Annotated in this window: 15 protein-coding genes; 8 read left to right on the top strand and 7 right to left on the bottom strand. The window is 68.2% G+C overall.

Annotated elements, in window-relative coordinates; translation table 11 throughout:
• Positions 1 to 103 precede the first annotated feature (103 nt).
• Genes sucB through ACNQR1_RS16090 form a run of 5 tightly spaced genes read left to right on the top strand, consistent with a single transcriptional unit; the run spans position 104 to position 5,250 of the window.
• The gene (sucB, locus tag ACNQR1_RS16110; protein ID WP_418047193.1) at positions 104 to 1,897 is read left to right on the top strand and encodes a 2-oxoglutarate dehydrogenase, E2 component, dihydrolipoamide succinyltransferase; all 1,794 of its coding nucleotides are present in this window, start codon (positions 104 to 106) and stop codon (positions 1,895 to 1,897) included.
• A 25-nt stretch (positions 1,898 to 1,922) separates the two neighbouring features.
• Positions 1,923 to 2,831, top strand: coding sequence for a TIGR01777 family oxidoreductase (locus ACNQR1_RS16105; RefSeq protein ID WP_418047192.1), 909 nt, complete (start codon positions 1,923 to 1,925; stop codon positions 2,829 to 2,831).
• A 38-nt stretch (positions 2,832 to 2,869) separates the two neighbouring features.
• Positions 2,870 to 3,544 (top strand): lipoyl(octanoyl) transferase LipB, encoded by a 675-nt coding sequence (gene lipB, locus ACNQR1_RS16100; RefSeq protein ID WP_418047191.1) that lies wholly within the window; start codon positions 2,870 to 2,872, stop codon positions 3,542 to 3,544.
• A 4-nt stretch (positions 3,545 to 3,548) separates the two neighbouring features.
• Positions 3,549 to 4,493, top strand: coding sequence for a lipoyl synthase (lipA, locus tag ACNQR1_RS16095; protein ID WP_418047190.1), 945 nt, complete (start codon positions 3,549 to 3,551; stop codon positions 4,491 to 4,493).
• Positions 4,494 to 4,497: 4 nt separating this feature from the next.
• Positions 4,498 to 5,250, top strand: a complete 753-nt coding sequence (locus tag ACNQR1_RS16090; protein WP_418047189.1) for a DUF4191 domain-containing protein — start codon at positions 4,498 to 4,500, stop codon at positions 5,248 to 5,250.
• An 80-nt stretch (positions 5,251 to 5,330) separates the two neighbouring features.
• Here the strand turns inward: ACNQR1_RS16090 and ACNQR1_RS16085 are convergent, their stop codons facing one another.
• Complete coding sequence (locus tag ACNQR1_RS16085) at positions 5,331 to 5,816, bottom strand: RDD family protein (protein ID WP_418047188.1); 486 nt, start codon at positions 5,814 to 5,816, stop codon at positions 5,331 to 5,333.
• Between the two features lie 155 nt (positions 5,817 to 5,971).
• Between ACNQR1_RS16085 and glnA (ACNQR1_RS16080) the strand changes: the two genes are divergently transcribed.
• The 3 genes from glnA (ACNQR1_RS16080) (at position 5,972) to ACNQR1_RS16070 (ending at position 8,470) form a co-directional block, all read left to right on the top strand.
• The gene (glnA, locus tag ACNQR1_RS16080) at positions 5,972 to 7,408 is read left to right on the top strand and encodes a type I glutamate--ammonia ligase (protein WP_418047187.1); all 1,437 of its coding nucleotides are present in this window, start codon (positions 5,972 to 5,974) and stop codon (positions 7,406 to 7,408) included.
• 185 nt (positions 7,409 to 7,593) lie between these two features.
• A complete protein-coding gene (dtd, locus tag ACNQR1_RS16075; protein ID WP_418047186.1) occupies positions 7,594 to 8,025 on the top strand; it encodes a D-aminoacyl-tRNA deacylase in 432 nt (143 codons plus the stop codon).
• 31 nt (positions 8,026 to 8,056) lie between these two features.
• Positions 8,057 to 8,470: a DoxX family protein gene (locus tag ACNQR1_RS16070; protein WP_418047185.1), complete on the top strand. Its 414-nt coding sequence runs from the start codon at positions 8,057 to 8,059 to the stop codon at positions 8,468 to 8,470.
• On the opposite strand, the gene ACNQR1_RS16065 is transcribed toward ACNQR1_RS16070, so the two are convergent.
• The 6 genes from ACNQR1_RS16065 to ACNQR1_RS16040 form a co-directional block, all read right to left on the bottom strand.
• Positions 8,467 to 9,324 carry a TIGR03619 family F420-dependent LLM class oxidoreductase gene (locus ACNQR1_RS16065; protein ID WP_418050385.1) on the bottom strand — a complete coding sequence of 286 codons (858 nt, stop codon included), beginning with the start codon at positions 9,322 to 9,324 and terminating at the stop codon, positions 8,467 to 8,469. The genes ACNQR1_RS16070 and ACNQR1_RS16065 overlap by 4 nt on opposite strands.
• Entirely contained in the window at positions 9,321 to 9,950 is a 630-nt protein-coding gene (locus tag ACNQR1_RS16060) for a PaaI family thioesterase (RefSeq protein WP_418047184.1), read from the bottom strand. Before ACNQR1_RS16060 ends, ACNQR1_RS16065 begins: the two co-directional genes overlap by 4 nt.
• Positions 9,951 to 10,029: 79 nt before the next feature.
• The gene (locus tag ACNQR1_RS16055) at positions 10,030 to 13,035 is read right to left on the bottom strand and encodes a bifunctional [glutamine synthetase] adenylyltransferase/[glutamine synthetase]-adenylyl-L-tyrosine phosphorylase (protein WP_418047183.1); all 3,006 of its coding nucleotides are present in this window, start codon (positions 13,033 to 13,035) and stop codon (positions 10,030 to 10,032) included.
• Positions 13,036 to 13,086: 51 nt separating this feature from the next.
• Positions 13,087 to 14,427: a type I glutamate--ammonia ligase gene (glnA, locus tag ACNQR1_RS16050; RefSeq protein WP_418047182.1), complete on the bottom strand. Its 1,341-nt coding sequence runs from the start codon at positions 14,425 to 14,427 to the stop codon at positions 13,087 to 13,089.
• 51 nt (positions 14,428 to 14,478) lie between these two features.
• Positions 14,479 to 15,990, bottom strand: a complete 1,512-nt coding sequence (locus ACNQR1_RS16045; protein ID WP_418047181.1) for an alpha/beta hydrolase — start codon at positions 15,988 to 15,990, stop codon at positions 14,479 to 14,481.
• 88 nt (positions 15,991 to 16,078) lie between these two features.
• Positions 16,079 to 17,596, bottom strand: coding sequence for an alpha/beta hydrolase (locus ACNQR1_RS16040; RefSeq protein WP_418047180.1), 1,518 nt, complete (start codon positions 17,594 to 17,596; stop codon positions 16,079 to 16,081).
• Between the last annotated feature and the right edge of the window lie 40 nt (positions 17,597 to 17,636).

The following is a 17,636-nucleotide window of genomic DNA, read 5'->3' as shown; positions in this document are numbered from 1 at the left end:
ACAGGATGGTTCCGACAATCCACCTAGGTGCCGTACCCGGTGCACCTAGCTGTGGTAAGCCAGAGTTCGAGTCGTCACAAGTGACCGTCCGAGGAGTCAATACATGGCCATCTCCGTCCAGATGCCCGCGCTAGGTGAGAGCGTCACCGAGGGGACCGTCACCCGCTGGCTTAAACAGGAGGGCGACACCGTCGAACTCGACGAGCCGCTGCTGGAGGTGTCCACGGACAAGGTCGACACCGAAATCCCGTCACCCGCCGCAGGCGTACTGACGAAGATCGTCGCCCAGGAGGACGACACCGTCGAGATCGGCGGCGAGCTCGCGGTCATCGGCGACGCCTCTGAGCAGGCCTCGGCAGCACCATCGGAATCCCCGGAGCCGGAATCCAAGCCCGAACCCGAGCCGCAGGCCACCGAGCCATCGGCCGCGCCGGCCGAGACCGCGGCCCCCGAGCCTGCCGCCCCGGCACAGCCGGCCCCGTCGGCCGCTCCCGCCGCCGCGTCCGGTTCGGCCACCTCCGTCGTGATGCCCGAATTGGGTGAGTCGGTCACCGAGGGAACGGTCACCCGGTGGCTCAAGAAGGTCGGCGAGTCCGTCGGTGTCGACGAGCCGCTGGTCGAGGTGTCCACCGACAAGGTCGACACCGAGATCCCGTCCCCCGTGGCCGGCACCCTGCTGTCGATCACCGCGGAGGAGGACGACACCGTCGCAGTCGGCGGCGAGCTGGCCAAGATCGGGGACGCGTCGGCCGCGCCGGCCGCCGCACCCGCTCCCGAAGCGCCCGCCCCCGAAGCCAAGCCCGAACCGAAACCTGAGCCCAAGCCCGAACCGAAACCAGAGCCGAAGCCCGAGCCCAAGGCCGAGCCCGCACCTGCCGCTCCGGCTCCCGCAGCCGCCCCGGCTGCACCGGCTGCCCCGGCCGCAGCCGCCGCCCCCGCCGGGGACGGCTCACCATATGTCACCCCGCTGGTGCGAAAGTTGGCCGCGGAGAACGGCGTCGACCTCGCGGATGTGAAGGGCACCGGCGTCGGCGGTCGTATCCGTAAGCAGGATGTGCTCGCCGCAGCCGAGGCCGCAAAGGCGCAGCAGGCTCCTCCTGCCACTCCCGCCGACGCACCGGCAGCAGCCCCCGCACCCGCCGCGTCGGCGGCACCGGCTCCGGCCCTGGCGCACCTGCGCGGAACAACGCAGAAGGCCAACCGGATTCGCCAGATCACCGCGAAGAAGACGCGCGAGTCGTTGCAGGCGACGGCTCAGCTGACGCAGACTCACGAGGTCGACATGACCAAGATCGTGGCGTTGCGGGCCCGGGCCAAGGCGGACTTCGCCGAGCGCGAGGGTGTCAACCTCACCTACCTGCCGTTCATCGCCCGCGCCGTCATCGACGCGCTGAAGATCCACCCGAACATCAATGCCAGCTACAACGAGGACACCAAGGAGATCACCTACTACGACGCCGAGCACCTCGGCTTCGCGGTCGACACCGACCAGGGTCTCCTGTCACCGGTGATCCACAACGCCGGCGATCTGTCGCTGGGCGGGCTGGCACGCGCCATCTCCGACATCGCGGCGCGGGCCCGGTCGGGCAACCTCAAGCCCGACGAGCTGTCCGGCGGCACGTTCACCATCACCAACATCGGCAGCCAGGGCGCGCTGTTCGACACCCCGATCCTGGTTCCGCCGCAGGCGGCGATGCTGGGCACCGGGGCGATCGTCAAGCGTCCGCGGGTGATCTCCGACGCCTACGGCAACGAGTCGATCGGCGTGCGGTCGGTGTGCTACCTGCCGCTGACCTACGACCACCGACTGATCGACGGCGCCGACGCCGGCCGATTCGTGACCACCATCAAGCGCAGGCTCGAAGAAGGTGCTTTCGAGGCCGACCTCGGGCTGTAAGGGCCGTTAGGAGGGGCTCCCCACTGTGGCGGATGCCGTCATCGCGATAGCGGGATCATCCGGTCTGATCGGTTCGGCGCTGGTGTCGACGCTGCGCGCCGCCGATCGCCGGGTACTCCGGATCGTTCGCAGGGCACCATCGAACGGCGACGAGCTGTTCTGGAACCCCGACACCGGGGAGTTCGACGCCGGCGCGTTGCACGGCGTCGACGCGGTGGTGAACCTCTGCGGCGTCGGCGTCGGCGACAAGCGTTGGTCGGGCGCCTTCAAGCAGAGCCTGCGCGACAGCCGGATCGGGCCCACCGAGGTGCTGGCCGGGGCCGTGGCCGACGCCGGGGTTCCGGTGCTGATCAACGCGAGCGCGGTCGGCTACTACGGCGACACCCGAGACCGGGTGACCGACGAGTCCGCGCCCGAAGGCCGAGGATTCCTGGCCGGGTTGTGCGCGGACTGGGAAGCGGCCACCGCGCCCGCCGTCGCGGCCGGGACGCGGGTCGTGCTGCTGCGTACCGGGCTGGTGATGGCCCCGTCCGGGGGCATGGTGAACCGGCTCAAGCCGCTGTTCTCGCTGGGCCTTGGTGCCCGGCTCGGCAACGGCAGGCAGTACATCCCGTGGATCAGCCTGGAGGACGAGGTCCGCGCGGTGCTGTTCGCGATGGCGAACGAAAACCTTTCGGGCCCGGTCAATCTCACCGGACCGGCCCCGGTGACCAACGCCGAGTTCACCGCCGCACTGGGCCGCGCCGTCAACCGCCCCACTCCGGTGATGGTTCCGGCGTTCGCACTGCGCACGCTGCTGGGTGAGATCGCCGACGAGGGGCTGCTCGTGGGCCAGCGCGCCATTCCCGCCGCACTGGAACGCGCCGGCTTCACCTTTCACCACAACACGGTCGGCGAGGCGCTGGCCTACGCGACCGCGCCCAAAGACCTGTGACGGGTGTCTCTGCGCCGCCGGGGCGTACCGTCGAGGCTGTGACATCCATCCGCTCGACCGCCGGTTCCGTCGAGGTGCGGCGAGTGGGCACTCTCGATTACGAAGCCGCCTGGGAGCTGCAGCGGGAGATCGCCGACGCCCGGGTGGCCGGCGGTCCTGACACGCTGCTGCTGCTTCAGCACCCGGCCGTCTACACCGCGGGTAAGCGCACCGAGCCACACGAGCGCCCCGTGGACGGCACGCCTGTCGTCGACACCGACCGCGGCGGCAAGATCACCTGGCACGGTCCCGGACAGCTGGTGGGCTACCCCATCATCGGGCTGACCGAGCCGCTGGATGTGGTGAATTTCGTTCGGCGCCTTGAGGAAGCCCTCATCAGCGTGTGTGCGGATCTCGGCCTGGAAACGGGCCGGGTCGAGGGACGCTCGGGCGTCTGGGTGGCAGGCGACGGCCTGCGGCCGGCCCGCAAGGTCGGGGCGATCGGGATCCGGGTGTCCCGGGCGACGACGCTGCACGGGTTCGCACTGAACTGTGACTGCGACCTGTCGGCGTTCTCCTCGATCGTGCCGTGCGGGATCGCCGATGCCGGTGTGACGTCACTGACGGCCGAACTCGGCCGTCGCATCACCGTCGAGGATGTCACCGACCGCATCGCCGCGGCCGTGTGCGATGCGCTCGACGGACGGCTGGAAGTAGCTCTGAAAGTAGGATGATCCGGTGAGTGTGGTTCCTGAGGGACGGAAGCTGCTGCGTCTGGAAGTGCGGAACGCGCAGACGCCCATCGAACGCAAGCCACCGTGGATCAAGACCCGGGCCAAGATGGGCCCGGAGTACACCGAGCTCAAGGGCCTGGTGCGCCGCGAAGGCCTGCACACGGTGTGCGAGGAGGCCGGCTGCCCCAACATCTTCGAATGCTGGGAGGACCGGGAGGCGACGTTCCTGATCGGCGGCGAGCAGTGCACCCGGCGGTGTGACTTCTGCCAGATCGACACCGGCAAGCCGGCCGAGTTGGACCGCGACGAACCGCGCCGGGTGGCCGAGAGCGTTCAGGCGATGGGTCTGCGCTACTCCACCGTGACCGGCGTGGCACGCGACGACCTGCCCGACGGCGGGGCGTGGCTGTACGCCGAAACCGTCCGCTACATCAAACGGCTCAACCCGAACACCGGCGTGGAGTTGCTGGCCCCTGACTTCAACGGCGACCCGGACCAGTTGGCCGAGGTATTCGAGTCACGCCCAGAAGTGTTCGCGCACAACGTCGAAACGGTGCCGCGCATCTTCAAGCGGATCCGTCCGGCCTTCCGCTACGACCGCAGCCTCGCGGTGATCACCGCTGCCCGCAACTTCGGCCTCGTCACCAAGTCCAACCTGATCCTCGGGATGGGCGAGACCATCGACGAGGTGCACACCGCCCTGCGCGACCTGCACGAGGCGGGCTGCGACATCGTCACCATCACCCAGTACCTGCGGCCGTCCCCGCGCCACCATCCGGTGGAACGTTGGGTGCACCCCGACGAGTTCGTCGCACTGTCGAGCTATGCCGAGGGCCTCGGATTCGCCGGTGTGCTGGCCGGACCGCTGGTGCGCTCGTCCTACCGTGCGGGCAGGCTCTATGCCCAGGCCGCGCGGGTTCGGTTCGCCGATCAGCCCCCCGTATCCTGATGTAATGGCGAAAACCCGCACTGCCGCAGAAACCAAAGCGGCAAAGGCCGAGGCGAAGGCTGCCCGTAAGGCGGCCTCCAAGCAGCGGCGCAGTCAGCTGTGGCAGGCATTCCAGATCCAGCGCAAAGAGGACAAGCGCCTGCTGCCGTACATGATCGGCGCGTTCGTGCTGATCGTGGCCGCGGCGGTGGTTGCCGGTCTGCTCATCGGCGGGTTCACGATGTACACGCTCATCCCGCTGGGCGTGGTGCTGGGCGCGCTCGTCGCCTTCATCATCTTCGGCCGGCGAGCTCAGAAGTCGGTGTACCTCAAGGCCGAGGGCCAGACGGGTGCCGCTGCCTGGGCGCTGGACAATCTGCGCGGCAAGTGGCGCGTGACCCCCGGTGTCGCGGCGACCGGTCACTTCGACGCTGTGCACCGGGTGATCGGCCGCCCGGGTGTGATCTTCGTCGGCGAAGGTTCGGCCAACCGGGTCAAGCCGCTGCTGGCGCAGGAGAAGAAGCGCACGGCGCGTCTGGTCGGCGACATCCCGATCTACGACATCGTGGTCGGCAACGGTGAGGACGAAGTGCCGCTGTCCAAGCTGGAACGTCACCTGAACAAGCTGCCGGCGAACATCACCGTCAAGCAGATGGACTCGATCGAGTCCCGGCTGGCCGCGCTGGGGACCAAGACCGGCCCGGCCGGCCTGCCCAAGGGTCCGATGCCCGCCGGTGCGAAGATGCGCGGTGTGCAGCGCACCGCCCGCCGGCGCTGACCCTCGTCGGTTGTAACGCCATGGCGGCCTGACGGCGGATTTTTCGCCGTGGCGTTACGCACGCGACGAGACTGACCGCGCTAGCGGCGCACCACCGCGGTGAACGTCAGCCGGTCGTGCAGGCCGCGCAGATCACTGTCGGAAACCAGCGGCGGGATCACCAGTGCGATCAACACCACCCGCAGGAACGCCCGCACGATGCCGATCCGGTCGCGGCCGTCGGCCGGCACCACGGCCAGCCCGACAGCGAGTTGCCCCGGTGTGAACGAGAACAGCCGCACCGCCACCGTGCCCAGCACCATCCAGATCACCAGCACGGCCGTGGACAGCATCGGCAGTGAGATCAGGCCCATGGCCATTACCAGGCCGGCCAGCCCGTAGGCCACCAGCCAATCGATCAGGAGCGCACCGAGCCGCCGGCCCATCCGGGCCAGCGAGCCCGGCCCGGACTCGGGCAGGCCGAGGCGCTCACCGGGGTATTTGCCCTGGCCGTCCTGCCCGTCCTCGCCGTCGCCGGCGTCGAAAGGTCCGGGTCCGGACAGCCAAGTTCCCATCGTGCGCGCCATATGGCAAGAATAGGCGGGGCCGGTTGTGAGACGGTCAGTAGCTCACGTCACAAAGAACGGTCATCGCGTAACTTGCGCGCAACATATGGTTGACGACTGCGCAACATCGTGTCCTTAGCGTCAACCCGCGGGTTACCAGTAAAGGAGAACACTCAGTGGCAGAAAAGACGTCCGACGACATCTTCAAGCTGATCAAGGACGAGAACGTCGAGTATGTCGACATTCGCTTCTGCGATCTGCCCGGCGTCGTCCAGCACTTCTCGATTCCGGCCTCGGCGTTCGACCAGAGCGTCTTCGAGGACGGCCTCGCGTTCGACGGCTCGTCGGTCCGCGGCTTCCAGTCGATCCACGAATCCGACATGATGCTGCTGCCGGACCCCGACACCGCGCGCATCGACCCGTTCCGCGCCGCCAAGACGCTGAACCTGAACTTCTTCGTGCACGACCCGTTCACCCGTGAGGCGTACTCCCGCGACCCGCGCAACGTGGCCCGCAAGGCGGAGAACTACCTGGCCAGCACCGGTATCGCCGACACCTGTTTCTTCGGCGCCGAGGCCGAGTTCTACATCTTCGACTCGGTGAGCTTCGATTCGAAGATCAACGGCACCTTTTACGAGGTGGACTCCGAGTCCGGCTGGTGGAACACCGGCGAGCCCTTCGAGGCCGACGGCTCGGCCAACCGTGGCTACAAGGTTCGCCCCAAGGGCGGCTACTTCCCGGTGGCGCCGTACGACCACTACGTCGACCTGCGCGACGAGATGTCGACCAACCTGATCAACGCCGGGTTCACCCTGGAGCGCGGCCACCACGAGGTGGGCACCGCCGGCCAGGCCGAGATCAACTACAAGTTCAACACGCTGCTGGCCGCGGCTGATGACGTGCTGCTGTTCAAGTACATCATCAAGAACACCGCGTGGGCGAACGGCAAGACCGTCACGTTCATGCCGAAGCCGCTGTTCGGCGACAACGGCTCGGGCATGCACGCCCACCAGTCGCTGTGGAAGGACGGCAAGCCGCTGTTCCACGACGAGTCCGGCTACGCGGGCCTGTCCGACATGGCGCGCCACTACATCGGCGGCATCCTGCACCACGCCCCGTCGCTGCTGGCCTTCACCAACCCGACGGTGAACTCCTACAAGCGCCTGGTGCCGGGCTACGAGGCCCCGATCAACCTGGTGTACAGCCAGCGCAACCGTTCGGCCTGTGTCCGTATCCCGATCACCGGCAACAACCCGAAGGCCAAGCGCCTCGAGTTCCGTTGCCCGGACAGCTCGGGTAACCCGTACCTGGCCTTCTCGGCGATGCTGATGGCCGGCATCGACGGCATCAAGAAGAAGATCGAGCCGCTGGCCCCGGTCGACAAGGACCTCTACGAGCTGCCGCCGGACGAGGCCGCCAACATCCCGCAGGCCCCGACCTCGCTGGCCGCGGTGATCGACCGCCTCGAAGAGGACCACGAGTACCTCACCGAGGGTGGCGTTTTCACCGAGGACCTGATCGAGACCTGGATCTCCTACAAGCGGGAGAACGAGATCATGCCGATCCAGATCCGGCCTCACCCGTACGAGTTCTCGCTCTACTACGACGTGTAAGTCGTAAGGCACCGCCGACGCGACGTTTAGTCGGAGTCGTAAGGCACGAAAAAGCCGGGTAGTTCCTTCGGGACTACCCGGCTTTTTCGTGTCCAGGGGCCGCCGCTTTCCACACCAGGGTCGTCGAACCTCGAGAATCGCAGCCCAGGCGTAGAACTCGCGGCACTCCCCCGCACAATGGACCGATGCGTGTTCTGGTGCAGCGGGTGACATCGGCGAGCGTCGCGGTCGACGGTGAAGTCGTCGGCGCCATCGAGCCCAACCCGCAGGGGCTGCTGGCCCTGGTCGGCGCGACCCATGACGACGATGCCGCCAAGGCCCGACGGATGGCCGAAAAGCTCTGGCAGTTACGGATTCTCGACGGCGAGAAATCCGCAGCCGACGTCGGCGCTCCCATCCTGGTGATCAGTCAGTTCACCTTGTACGCCAACACCGACAAGGGCAGGCGCCCGTCCTGGAACGCGGCAGCACCGGGCGCCGTCGCCGAACCCCTGGTCGCCGAATTTGCCGATGCGCTGCGGAAGTTGGGCGCGGTTGTGGAAACGGGGGTTTTCGGTGCGGATATGCGGGTGGAACTGGTCAATGACGGACCGGTAACACTGTTGCTGGAGCTGTGAGTTTTCTGCGAGCTGCGCGTATTCTCGGCCCATGACAACCAACCTGGACACCCGACTGAGCTCGATTTCGCCCGCTGTCATCAGCCTGTTCCGTGTCGTGTTCGGTTTTCTGTTCACCATCCACGGCGCATCGAAACTCTTCGCCTGGCCCGTTGATTCGGGAAGCGGTGCCGTCCCGGTGGGCACCTGGCCGTACTGGTACGCCGGCGTCCTGGAGCTGGTGCTCGGCCTGCTCATCATGGTGGGGCTGTTCACCCGCATCGCCGCCTTCATCGCCGCGGGACAGATGGCGTTCGCCTACTTCACCGAGCATCAGCCCAAGGGCCTGTTGCCGATCGAGAACGGCGGCGAACTCGCCGTGCTGTACTGCTTCGGCTTCCTGCTGCTGGCCGCAATCGGCGGTGGCGCATACGCGTTGGACACGGCGCTCAGAAAGCGCACCTAGTCCAGCGCGAGATCCTTGCGGAACCGTTTGAGTCCGTCGATCTTCTCGGCCAGCGTCGCGCCGGGGCCGGAGTAGAACATCCAGGGCATGGTGATGATGCCCTGGATGCCACCGGCTTCCGCGCGCGCGTAATGCTCGGGGGTGAAGGCATCGGTCAGCGGCGTGATGATGGTGAAATCATCCATCGTCAAACCCTTTTCGGCCCGCAGATCTCGAAGCCGGTCGACCCGCTGCAACGCGGCCTCCGTGGAGATCAGATCGCCGATCCAGCCGTCGTGCCGCGCCGCACGGCGCAGCGCGATGTCGGACAGCCCGCCGACATAGATGGGTATCTGCGGCGGCGTGGGCTCCATCTCGAGGCGAGGCGTGGAGTAGAACTCGCCGGAGAACTCGGTCCAGCCGGGCTCCCACAGCCGCTTCATCAGTTCGAGCATCTCGTCGGTGCGCTTGCCACGCCGGGCGAACTGCTGACCCAGCAGCTCGAACTCCTCCTCGCACCAGCCGACCCCGATACCGAGTTCCAGCCGTCCGCCGGCCAGATATGCCGCGGTGCCAATGGCTTTCGCTGCCGAATACGGGTCACGCATCGCGGGCAGGTAGACGGTGGTGACGAACTTCAGCCGGGTGGTGACCAGCGCCAGCGCCCCGATCATCACCCACGGGTCCGGCCAGTCGGTGAACGCCTCCCAGCGCCGCTTGCCGTCCTTGGTGTAGGGATACGGCGTATTCAGCGTCTCCAGGTTCACCACATGATCAGGGATGCCCATCCCGTCGTAGCCGAGATCGTCTGCGGCCCTGGCCACCTCGACGGCCTCCCGGGTGTCCATGAAGGCCATGCTCACGTAGAACTTCATCCGGCGTCCCGCGCCCATGCCGGCGTGATGAAGACTCCCTCAGCCTCGACGGTGATCCCGTCGGCGTCGCTGATATGGCCGCGCGCAAAGGTTTTCACGCCTTCGGTCCGGTCGATGTGGGCCTCGGCGCGCAGCGGACCCAGCGGCGTGCCTCGGCGGTACCGGCAGGTGATGGTCCCGGTGTAGCGCGGCTCGTTCAGTCCGCCACTGGCCACCTCACCGAGAATATGGTCGAGCACCAGCGCGCAGATGCCGCCGTGCACCCACCCCAGCGGCCCCTCGTAGGCGGCGCCCAGCACGAATTCACTCCAGCAGCTGCCGTCGTCGGCGTGCTCGATCACCAGCGGCGGGGCCAGCGCGTTGCGTAATCCGACGACCGGATTCGCCCACACCACCGGGCGGTTGGTCTCGGCATGCAGCATGGCGTGCGGGCCGTCGCGCTGCTCACGACGCAGCGAGGCGGTGACGGCCTCGACGGCTGCGGTCGCGTCGGCGATGGTCTGCGGATCCACCTGGGTGCGCACTCCGGCATCGACGAGTTCGCGCATCGCCTGGGCGAAGGGCTCATAGAGTGCTTCGAGCCGATCGTGCTCTGCCGCGCTGATGACGTCGAACGTGTGCTTCATCCGGACTCCCAGTGAATTGGTTATACGCCCTTATTAACATCACCCACTGCGACGTCCTGCACGCGGGGCGGCCCAACCACTACTCGCCGCCGAAAATCTTCCGGACCACGCCCTTGGCCCGCCGGGTCACCCGCAGGTAGTTGTCGAGGAACTCCCCGCCGTCGTCACTGCCCCAGCCGGCCGCAAGGGCCACCGCATTGAGCTGACGACCGGGACCGGGCAACTGATCGGTGGGCTTGCCGCGCACCAGCACCAGGGCGTTGCGCGCCCGCGTGGCGGTCAGCCAGGCATCGCGTAGCAGCTCGACGTCGCTCTCGGCGACCAGCTCGGCCGCCCCGATGGCGTCGAGGGTCTGCAATGTCGAGGTGCTGTGCAGCGCGGGGACCTTGTGCGCGTAGCGCAGTTGCAGCAGCTGCACGGTCCACTCGATGTCGGCCAGCCCCCCACGGCCCAGCTTGGTGTGCGTGTTGGGGTCGGCGCCGCGCGGCAGCCGCTCGGCGTCCACGCGGGCCTTGATCCGCCGGATCTCCTGGACGGCTTCGGCCGACACCCCGCCGGAGGGATAACGGGTCTTGTCGGCCATGAGCAGGAATCGCTCGCCGAGTTCCAGATCGCCTGCCACCCGGTGCGCGCGCAGCAGGGCCTGGATCTCCCACGCCTGGGCCCACTGCTCGTAGTAGGCCGCATATGAGGCGAGCGTGCGTACCAGCGGTCCGTTTCGCCCCTCTGGACGCAGCCCGGTGTCCACCTCCAGGGGTGGATCGGCACTCGGTGTCCCCAGCAGGGCCCTGACCTGCTCGGCGATGCTCACCGACCAGCGCACGGCCGCCGAATCCTCGACGCCCGAGGAGGGTTCGCAGACGAACATCACGTCAGCGTCGGAGCCGTATCCGAGTTCGCCGCCACCGAGGCGACCCATCCCGATCACCGCGATACGTGCGGGCACACCGGATTCGGGTGTGTTGGCCCGGATCACGGCATCGAGCGCGGCCTGCAGCACCGCGACCCACACCGACGTCAGTGCCTTGCAGACGTCGGTCACGTCGAGCAGGCCCAGCACGTCCGCGGAGGCGATTCGGGCCAGCTCCCGCCGGCGCAGCGTGCGCGCCGCCGCGATGCCCCGCACCGGGTCCGAGTGTCGGCCTGCCGAGGCCACCAGGGCCCGGGCCACGCTGTCGGGGTCGCCGTCGAGCAGCTTCGGGCCGTTGGGCCCGTCGGCGTAGAGCTGGATCACCTCGGGGGCGCGCATCAGCAGTTCGGGGATGTAGGCCGAGGTCCCCAGCACCCGCATCAGCCGCTTGGCCACCGCCCCCTCGTCCCGCAGGGTCGACAGGTACCAGCGCTGCTCGGACAGCTCGTCGCTGATCCGGCGGTAGGCCAGCAGGCCGGCGTCCGGGTCGGGGGTGTCCGACAGCCAGTCCAGCAGGGTCGGCAGCAGCACCTGCTGCACCGTGCCGCGCCGGCCGCTCTGGCTGGTGAGCGCGGCCAGATGCGTCAGTGCGCTCTGCGGGCCCTCGTAACCCAGTGCGGCAAGCTGACGTTCGGCGGCCTCGGTGCTCATCCCGGCGCCGATGCCCACCGCCGGCTGGCCCACCGATTCCAGCAGCGGCTGGTAGAAGAGCTTGGCGTGCAACCGCGACACCCGCATGCTCTGCCGCTTGAGTTCCTCGCGCAGCACGCCGGCCGCGTCGTGGCGGCCGTCGGGGCGCACGTGCGCGGCCCGGGCCAGCCAGCGGTAGGCCTCGTCGTCGTTGTCGTCGGGCAACATGTGGGTGCGCTTGAGCCGCTGCAGTTGCAGCCGGTGTTCGAGCAGCCGCAGGAACTCGTACGACGCGGTCAAGTTGGCGGTGTCGTCGCGCCCGATGTAGCCACCCTCGCCGAGGGCCGCCAGCGCGTCGACGGTGGACGCCACGTGCAGGGAGTCGTCGTTGCGGCCGTGCACCAATTGCAGGAGCTGGACGGCGAATTCGACGTCACGCAGGCCACCGGTGCCCAGTTTGAGCTCACGGGCCCGCACCCCGGCCGGGACGAGTTCCTCGACGCGGCGCCGCATGGCTTGCACCTCGGGGACGAAATCCTCACGCTCACAGGCGGTCCACACCATGGGCATCAGGGCATCGATGTAGGCCTTGCCGAGTTCGGCGTCGCCCGCGGCGGGGCGCGCCTTGAGCAGGGCCTGGAATTCCCAGGTTTTGGCCCAGCGCTGGTAGTAGGCGACGTGGGATTCCAGCGTCCGGACCAGTTGACCGCGCTTGCCTTCGGGGCGCAGCGCGGCGTCGACCTCGAAGAAGGCTTCACCGGCGAACTGCATCATCTCGCCGGCCACCCGGGTCGCGGCGGCGAGGTTGTCGTCGCCGTCGCCCTCGGCGATGGACTCGCCGACGAAGATGACGTCGACGTCGCTGACGTAATTCAGCTCGCGCGCACCGCATTTGCCCATGGCGACCACGGCCAGCCGCGGCTCCACCCCGTCCTCGCAGACCACCCTGGTGGCCACCGTCAGTGCGGCGCCCAGCGCGGCGTCGGCCAGGTCGGACAGGTGTGCGGCGACCTCGACGAAGGGCAACACCGGCTCGTTCTCGACGGTAGAGGCCACGTCGAGCGCGGCCAGCACCAGCAGGTGGTCGCGGTAGAGATCGCGCAGTGCGGGCACGGCACTGCTTGTGCCCCTGTCGATCTCGGCATCGCGGGCGGCGGCGGTGAAGATGCTGTGCAGCTCCTCAACGCCGGGGAGTACGAGGTTGCCGGTGAGCAACCGCCACGACTGTGGGTGGGCGACGAGGTGGTCACCGAGGGACAGGGAGGATCCCAGCACACCGAACAGCCGGCCCCGGAAGGCCTTGTCGGTCAGCAATCGGCGGTTGAGCTCGTCCGCGTCGCCGCCGAGCGCATCGGCCAGCCGCACCATGGCCAGCAGCGCCACGTCGGCATCAGGTGCGCGCGAAAGCGACCACAGCAGCTCGACGTAGGCCTCGGTGTTCCAGCCGAGCTGTTCCAGATGGACCGACGCCTGCGGATGGACCAGACCGAGCCGACCGACGCTGGGCAGTTTCGGGCGATCGGTTGCAGGCTTGGGCACGTTCACGACGGTAGCGCACGCCCGCGAGAAACTCGGGGCACAGGCACTGCCCCCGACTCAGAGCGACAGGTAGGTCTTCAGCTCGTACGGCGTGACGTGGCTGCGGTAGTTCTCCCACTCCGCGCGCTTGTTGCGCAGGAAGTAGTCGAAGACGTGCTCCCCCAACGCTTCAGCGACGAGCTCGGAGTTCTCCATGGCCTCCAGCGCGTTGCCCAGGCTGGTGGGCAACTCGCGGTAGCCCATGGCGCGCCGCTCCTCGGCCGTCAGGCTCCAGACGTTGTCCTCGGCCTGGGGACCCAGCACGTAGCCCTTCTCGACGCCGCGCAGGCCGGCAGCCAGTAGCACCGCGAAGGTCAGGTAGGGGTTGCAGGCCGAGTCGGGGCTGCGGACCTCGACGCGCCGCGACGAGGCCTTGCGCGGGGTGTACATCGGGACCCGCACCAGCGCCGAGCGGTTGGCCGCGCCCCACGAGGCCGCGGTGGGCGCCTCGCCGCCGTGCACCAGCCGTTTGTAGGAGTTCACCCACTGGTTGGTGACGGCGCTGATCTCGCTGGCGTGCTCCAGGATGCCCGCGATGAACGACTTGGCCACATCGGACAGCTGCAGCGGGTCGTCGGGGCTGTGGAAGGCGTTGGTGTCGCCTTCGAACAGGCTCATGTGGGTGTGCATCGCCGAGCCGGGATGTTCGGCGAACGGCTTGGGCATGAACGACGCGCGCACGCCGTCGGCCAGGGCGACTTCCTTGACCAGATAGCGGAAGGTCATCACGTTGTCGGCCATCGACAGCGCGTCGGCGTAGCGCAGGTCGATCTCCTGCTGGCCGGGAGCGCCCTCGTGGTGGCTGAACTCCACCGAGATGCCCATCTGCTCCAGCGCCTCGATGGCGTGGCGGCGGAAGTTCGGCGCCGAGTCGTGCACGGCCTGGTCGAAATAGCCGCTGTTGTCGGCCGGCACGGGCACCGACCCGTCGTCCGGGCCGGGCTGCAGCAGGAAGAACTCGATTTCGGGGTGCACGTAGCAGGTGAAGCCCAGGTCGCTGGCCTTGGCCAGCTGCCGACGCAGCACGTGCCGGGAGTCGGCCCACGACGGTGAGCCGTCCGGCATGGTGATGTCGCAGAACATCCGCGCCGAGTAGTGCTTGCCGGCGCTGGTGGTCCAGGGCAGCACCTGGAAGGTCGACGGATCAGGCCGCGCCACGGTGTCGGACTCCGAGACGCGGGCGAAGCCCTCGATCGAAGAGCCGTCGAAACCGATGCCCTCCTCGAAGGCACCTTCGAGTTCGGCGGGCGCGATCGCTACCGATTTGAGGTAGCCCAGGACGTCGGTGAACCACAACCGAACGAACCGGATATCGCGTTCCTCCAGGGTGCGCAGCACGAATTCCTTCTGGCGGTCCATGCCCGCAGCGTAGGCATCGGCTGTTAAATCTGTGTTACAGCCCTGGAAGAGTTAGCAGGAGAGGTCTCCCGGGGAGGCTCCGTTGACGAAGAAACCCAGCACGGCGGTGTCCACGCAGGCGTCCCCGTTGAACACCACGGTGTGTTGGGTGCCGGTGAAGGAGATCAGCGCCGCGCCCATTTGCCGGGCCAGGTCCACCCCGGCCTGATACGGCGTGGCCGGGTCGCCGGTGGTGGACACCACCACGACCTTGCCCGGTCCGGGCCCGGTGACCGGGTGCGGCACCGAGGTCGCGGGCACCGGCCACAGGGCGCAGATGTCGCGGGGCGCGTACCCGGTGAACTCCCCGTAGGCCATGAACGGTGCCACCGCGCGGATCCGCTGATCGGCGTCGGCCCACACCGCGGGGTCGGTGGGGAACGGCGCGTCGACGCACCGGATCGCGGTGAAGGCGTCCTGCATGTTCTTGTAGTGCCCGGCTTCGTCGCGGCGCCAGTAGTCGTCGGCGAGCAGCAGCAGGTCACTGGCGTCGGTGCGGCGCGTCAATCCGAGTAGCCCGCTGGTCAGGTAGGGCCAATACCGCGCCGAGTAGAGGGCGTTGCCGGTCCCGGTGATCGCGTCGGCGTAGCCGAGTCCGCGCGGGTCCGTCGTGGAGCCCGGCGCCGTCACCAGGGGATCCACCAGTCCTTGGAACCGGCCGACGAACTGGGCGGGATCGGTGCCCAGCGGACAGTCGGCCGACTTCGCACAGTCCGCGGCGTAGGTGTCGAAAGCCTTCTGGAAGCCGGCGAGCTGGCGGATGTTCTTGGTGATCGGATCCTGGCTGGGGTCGATCGCCCCGTCGAGCACCATGGTGCGCACCCGGTTCCCGAACTGTTCGGCGTAGGCGCCGCCGAGCTCGGTGCCGTAGGAGAAGCCCAGATAGTTGATCTGCTCGTCCCCCAGCGCGGCCCGCACCGCGTCCATGTCCCGCACCGCAGAGGCGGTGCCGACGTTGGCCAGGAACCGCGCGCCCATGCGGTCCAGACACTGCTGGGCGAACTGGCGGTAGACGTCTTCGATGTGGGCGACCCCGGCCGGGCTGTAGTCGGTCAGCGACTCGCGCCGGTAGGCGTCGATCTCGGCGTCGGTGCGGCAGCGCAGTTCCGGAGTGGAATGCCCGACGCCGCGCGGGTCGAAGCCCACCAGATCGAAATGGTCGGTCAGTGGTGAGCCGGCCAGCGCGGCACCCATGCCGGCCACCGTGTCCACCGCCGAGGCACCGGGGCCGCCGGGGTTGATGAACAGGGCGCCGATCCGGTCACCACTGGCCGGTATCCGGATGACCGCCAATTGCGCTTGTGCGCCTTGCGGATCCGGGGCGTTCCAGTCCAGCGGTACCGGGACGGTGCTGCATTGGGCGGTCGGGATCGCGGCCGAATTCTGCACCCACGGGGCGCAACTTCCCCATTCCGGCCCCGATTCCGGAGCAGCCTGCGCGACCGGGCAGACCACGGCTGTTACGCCGAGCAGCGCCGCCGCCAAAACGCGTCCTGCCCCGCCCGCCCACCACACGGCAGTCATGGTCGCACGGCGGGCAGCACCGGGTCTGTGCCTGAGGCCGAGCAGAAATCGGCCGGAGACCATCCGGTGACCTTAGCGGCCGGACCGGTCAGCAGCGGGTCCCGGGTGGCGGCACCGTCACGTCGACGAGGTAGGTCGCCGCGATGTCGTCGATGCACTTGTTGCCCTGGAACACCACGGTGTGCTGGGTGCCCTCGAAGGTCACCAAGGTTCCGCCGAGCTGACGGGCCAGGTCGACGCCGGCCTGGTACGGCGTGGCCGGGTCGTTGGTGGTCGAGACGATCAACGTCGGGGGCAACCCCTTCACCGCGATCTCGTGCGGCTTACTGGTCGGCGGCACCGGCCAGAACGCGCAGGTGCCCAACGGCGCGTGCCCGGTGAATTCGCCGTAGCTCATGAACGGCGCGACCTCGCGGGCCCGCCGGTCCTCCTCGACGACAGTGGCCCGGTCGGTGATGGCGGGCTTGTCCACGCAGTTGACCGCGACGCGCACGTCGGTCGAATTGTTGTAGTGGCCCTTGGCATCACGGCCCATGTAGAGGTCGGCCAGGGCCAGCATCACATCGCCGTTGCCGTTCTTCAGCCCGGTCAGGCCCTCGGTCAGGTGACGCCACAGATTCGGTGAGTACAGCGGCAGGATGGTGCCCACGGTGGCGTCGCTGTAGCTCAGCCCGCGCGAATCCCGCGTCTTCGCCGGGTGTTCCACCAGCGGGTCGACCAGGCTCTTGTACACCTCGACGGCCTTGGCAGGATCGGTGCCCAGCGGGCAGTCGGGGTTCTTGGTGGCGCAGTCGGTGGCGTAGTCGTCGAAGGCCTTCTGGAACGCCGCGGCCTGACGGATGTCTTCTTCCACCGGGTCCGCATTGGGGTCGACGGCGCCGTCGAGGATCATCGCGCGGACCTTGTCCGGGAACTGCTCGGCGTACGTCGCACCGATCCGGGTGCCGTAGGAGTAACCCAGGTAGGTCAGCTTGTCGTCGCCGAGTGCGGCCCGGATCGCATCGAGATCCTTGGCGACGTTCTCGGTGCCCACGTTCTCCAGGAAGTCTTTGCCCATCTTGTCGACGCAGCGCTGGACGAAGTCCTTGGTCTCCTTCTCCAGGTGCTCGACGCCCTCCGGGGTGTATTCCACCGTCGGGTCGGCCCGCAGCCGGTCGTTGTCCTCGTCGGAGTTGCACCACACCGCGGGCGTCGAGGATCCGACGCCGCGCGGATCGAACCCGACGATGTCGAATCGGTCCTTGACGGACTGCGGCAGGCCGGACAGCAGGGAGACGGCCGATTCGACCCCGGACTCGCCGGGGCCGCCGGGGTTGATCACCAGCGAGCCGATCTTCTTTCCCGCCGCCGGGAAGCGGATCATCGCCAGACGGGCGACTTCGCCTTCTGGCTTGGAGTAGTCGACCGGAACCGACAGCATCCCGCATTCGGCGTTGTCGGGGATCTGCACGTGGTCACCCGAACCGGCGTTGCACGGCAGCCATTGCACCGGCGTGCCGGGCCGTGGGACCGCGATCTGGGCTTCCCCGTCGACCACCTGGGTGCAGCCCGCCGCGGCCACCGCCGTCACCGCCAGCAGCGCGCCGAACCTCATCGGTAACTTCATGGCTGACCATGCTGCCATGGCGCGACATCGCCGCAGGCCC

Origin of the sequence: Mycobacterium sp. 48b (assembly GCF_048282725.1) — a bacterium.
GTDB lineage: Bacteria > Actinomycetota > Actinomycetes > Mycobacteriales > Mycobacteriaceae > Mycobacterium.
Note: the sequence above shows the minus strand (reverse complement) of the source record. Positions and strands in the feature narration are given on the sequence as shown.

Coding starts and splice junctions, on each gene's coding strand:
- sucB (WP_418047193.1), top strand. CDS start 104: ATGGCCATCTCCGTCCAGATGCCCGCGCTAGGTGAGAGCGTCACCGAG.
- ACNQR1_RS16090 (WP_418047189.1), top strand. CDS start 4,498: ATGGCGAAAACCCGCACTGCCGCAGAAACCAAAGCGGCAAAGGCCGAG.
- ACNQR1_RS16085 (WP_418047188.1), bottom strand. CDS start 5,816: ATGGCGCGCACGATGGGAACTTGGCTGTCCGGACCCGGACCTTTCGAC.
- dtd (WP_418047186.1), top strand. CDS start 7,594: ATGCGTGTTCTGGTGCAGCGGGTGACATCGGCGAGCGTCGCGGTCGAC.
- ACNQR1_RS16070 (WP_418047185.1), top strand. CDS start 8,057: ATGACAACCAACCTGGACACCCGACTGAGCTCGATTTCGCCCGCTGTC.
- ACNQR1_RS16065 (WP_418050385.1), bottom strand. CDS start 9,324: ATGAAGTTCTACGTGAGCATGGCCTTCATGGACACCCGGGAGGCCGTC.
- ACNQR1_RS16060 (WP_418047184.1), bottom strand. CDS start 9,950: ATGAAGCACACGTTCGACGTCATCAGCGCGGCAGAGCACGATCGGCTC.
- glnA (WP_418047182.1), bottom strand. CDS start 14,427: ATGGACCGCCAGAAGGAATTCGTGCTGCGCACCCTGGAGGAACGCGAT.
- ACNQR1_RS16045 (WP_418047181.1), bottom strand. CDS start 15,990: ATGACTGCCGTGTGGTGGGCGGGCGGGGCAGGACGCGTTTTGGCGGCG.
- ACNQR1_RS16040 (WP_418047180.1), bottom strand. CDS start 17,596: ATGAAGTTACCGATGAGGTTCGGCGCGCTGCTGGCGGTGACGGCGGTG.